Below are 3,000 nucleotides of genomic sequence, written 5' to 3' on the forward strand. Positions count from 1 at the left end.
TTCTCCCACCCCTTCGCTGCCCGGCCTGTCCGCGGTGCCCGCGCCGCGGCCTGAGCCGTCTCTGCGGTGGCTCGTGGGGTTGCTGCTCGTGGCGGCGCTGCTGCCCCGGCTGGGGGTGTTCTTCCTCAACGAGAACCTCTACGGGGACGCGGTGGTGCGCACCGAGCTGGCGGAGCGGTGGCTGGCCTCGCCGCACGTCATCACCTCCTACAAGGATGGGACGTACCAGTTCGGCCCCCTGCACCTGTACCTGGTGGGCGCGGTGCTGTCGGTGTTCGAGCGCGACGTGGCGGGCCGGCTGGTGAGCCTGGTGTTCGGCGTGCTGTCGGTGATGCCGCTGTTCGCGCTGACGCGGCGGCTGTTCGGCTGGCGCGCGGGCGTGGCCGCGGGGCTGGCCTTCTCCGCCTGGGGCATGCACCTGCAGTTCTCCACCACGGCGGGCAGCGAGGCGGTGTCGCTCTTCTTCATGCTGGCCGTCTTCGCGCTGGTCGCCGAAGGGGTGGAGGAGAACCGCTTCCAGCCGCTCTTCTGGGCCGGCATGTTGCTCAACCTGGCGTGCGCGCTGCGCTACGACGCGTGGATGTACATCCCGCTCATCACGGTGGCGCTGGTGTTCAGCAGCGAGGACCGGGTGGCGTCGCTCACGCGCGCGGTGGGCTTCGGGCTGGCGTGCCTGCCGTTCCCGCTCCTGTGGATGCAGGGCAACGAGCTGGCGCACGGCGACCCGTTCTTCCCCATGAAGGCCGTGGACGACTTCCACCGGCAGTGGGTGGCGGACTCCGGTGGGGCGGGCGGGGCGCTGGTGTGGCGGCTGCAGCAGCTGGGGTTCTGGCCCGCGGTGGCGCTGTTCACGCTGACGCCCGGCGTGGCGCTGCTGGGCGCGGTGGGCATGGTGAAGGCGTGGAAGCAGCACCCGGAGACGCGCTGGCTGGTGGCCATGGCGGTGCTGCCCGCGCTGTACTTCACCTTCCGCGCGGCGGTGCTGCTGAGCTTCGTGCCGCTGGCCCGCTTCACGGTGACGCAGCTGGTGCTGTTGCCCGTCTTCCTGGCGCCGGGCTTCGCGGCGGTGGTGGCGGGCCGGGGCGCCTTCGCGCGCCGCGCGGTGGTGGGCGCAAGCGCGGTGCTGGCGGTGGTGATGCCCGTGGCGCTGGGCATCTACACGTTCCGCACCGAGGGCGGGCTGCACGACTCGCTGCGTCCGGTGAGCCCCACGTCCACCAACCCGGTGGCGGTGATGCAGGTGGCGCGCTTCCTCAAGGAGGAGGTGGCGGCGCGGGGGGGCGCGGCGGCCGTCGACGACGACCCGCGCTACATGGACCTGCAGCTCGCCTTCTTCTCCGGGCTGCCGGAGATGCGCCTGGCGCGCGTGCGCTGGGACACCTTCCGCCAGCGGCTCCAGGACGCGAAGCCGGACGTGCTGGTGCGCTTCGACGGGGGCAACCTGCTGAAGGATCCGGGCGTGCGGCTGGAGGGGCGGACGTTGACGCTCGACGGCGTGGCGTACCAGGAGCAGGACGGCTTCTTGGCGCCGCTGCACGTCTACCGCCGCCAGCCGTAGGTGACCCTGGCGGCGCATCTCCCGGAGGCGGCTCAGGCCTCCGGGTCGTAGTCGTCCGGGTCGTAGCCGGCGTCGCCCGGGACGCGGTGCGCGTCCAGCCAGCCCTGCAGGATGAACTGCGCGGCGAGCTGGTCGATGACCTCCCGGCGCTTCGCGCGGCTGACGTCGGCCTCCAGCAGGGTGCGCTGGGCGGCCACGGTGGACAGCCGCTCGTCCCACAGCTCGACGGGAAGCCCCAGCGACTGGCCCAGCACGTCCGCGAACCTGCGTGAGGCCTCCGCGCGCGGACCTTCGGAGCCGTTCATGTTGAGCGGCAGGCCCAGGACGATGCGCGTGACCTCGTGCTCCTTCACGAGCCGGGACAGCTCCGCGAGGTCCGCCTTGAGCGACGTGCGCCGCACGGTGGTGACCGTCTGGGCGGTGAGCCCCAGTCCATCCGAGACGGCCACCCCGATGGTCTTGGTGCCGTAGTCGAGCCCGAAGGTGCGCATGGGCGCCGGACTCTAGCCGCAATCCTCCGCGTGGGACCGACCCGTCCGCGCCAGGGGACGCATGCCCGCCGTCCTCGCGCCCAACCCCTGGATTTGTCTCACCGCGCCCGGTGCCACCGCCGGCATCGCCGCTGCAATGCCCCTGTCCCGTCCGAAGAGACGGCGCGCGGCCTTCCGGCAGCACCCACTTCAACCCGTCGCGCGGGAGTTTTGATGCTCGACATCCTCAAAGGCGTGGCGAACCTGCTGGGCGGCCCGATGTCCTCCGTGGTCGACCTGGCGGGCAATGCCCTGGGGCTCCCCCCGGTCCTTACCAACTCCATCAAGACGGCCGCGGGGGTGATGACCGGCAACGTGATGATGGCGGCCAGCGGCGCCCTGGGCGTCGCGGACGAACTGAAGAAGAACCCACCGGCGAAGACGGAGTACTGCGCGCCGAGGGACGCGGCGACGGCGGGGGCAGGCTACGCGCCGTCCTCGAACGCGGGTTCCACGCAAGGGACGCCCGGGGCCCGCAGCCCGTTGGATCCGCGACTGCTGGACTACGCGGACTCGTTGCGCACGCTGGAGGCGAACTTCGGCTACCTGGACCTGATGGATGGCCGGAAGGACGGCACGCTGTCGCACGGCGACCTCCAGCGCATCGCGCAGGACGCGAACGTGTCGCCCTCGCTGCGGGACGCGGCGAAGTTCCTGGTGGAGAACCGGACCTTCTTCGAACAGGCGGACACGGCGAAGAAGACGCTGCTTGGGCTGCCGGTGGTGCCGAACTTCAACGACGACCGCATCGACGTGAGGACTCTCCAGCTGGAGTCGAAGCGGCTGGCCGCGGACTTCGAGAAGTACGGCCGTCCGGAGCGTCCGGGTCGTCCGTCGCCCGCGCCGTCGGACTGCGAGCCGCCCGTGTCGGACTGCCCGCCGCCCACGACGGGAGGGGGTTCCGTGCCGGGC

Annotated in this window: 2 protein-coding genes and 1 pseudogene; 2 read left to right on the forward strand and 1 reads right to left on the reverse strand. The window is 71.7% G+C overall.

The annotated features are described in order from the left end of the window. Window positions 1-16 precede the first annotated feature (16 nt). On the forward strand, window positions 17-1,558 hold the full coding sequence (locus tag D7V93_RS41010) for an ArnT family glycosyltransferase (RefSeq protein WP_120648425.1): 1,542 nt from the start codon (window positions 17-19) through the stop codon (window positions 1,556-1,558). Window positions 1,559-1,590: 32 nt separating this feature from the next. On the opposite strand, the gene ruvX is transcribed toward D7V93_RS41010, so the two are convergent. Continuing rightward, window positions 1,591-2,049 (reverse strand): Holliday junction resolvase RuvX, encoded by a 459-nt coding sequence (gene ruvX / locus D7V93_RS41015; protein ID WP_120648424.1) that lies wholly within the window; start codon window positions 2,047-2,049, stop codon window positions 1,591-1,593. Between the two features lie 213 nt (window positions 2,050-2,262). Between ruvX and D7V93_RS41020 the strand changes: the two are divergent. Beyond that, a pseudogene (locus D7V93_RS41020) lies at window positions 2,263-3,000 on the forward strand (hypothetical protein); the annotation flags it as partial.

The organism is Corallococcus llansteffanensis, from assembly GCF_003612055.1.
GTDB lineage: Bacteria > Myxococcota > Myxococcia > Myxococcales > Myxococcaceae > Corallococcus > Corallococcus llansteffanensis.

Bases quoted from the DNA above. Each gene is read 5' to 3' on its own strand.
- ruvX (WP_120648424.1), bottom strand. From the start codon at position 2,049: ATGCGCACCTTCGGGCTCGACTACGGCACCAAGACCATCGGGGTGGCC.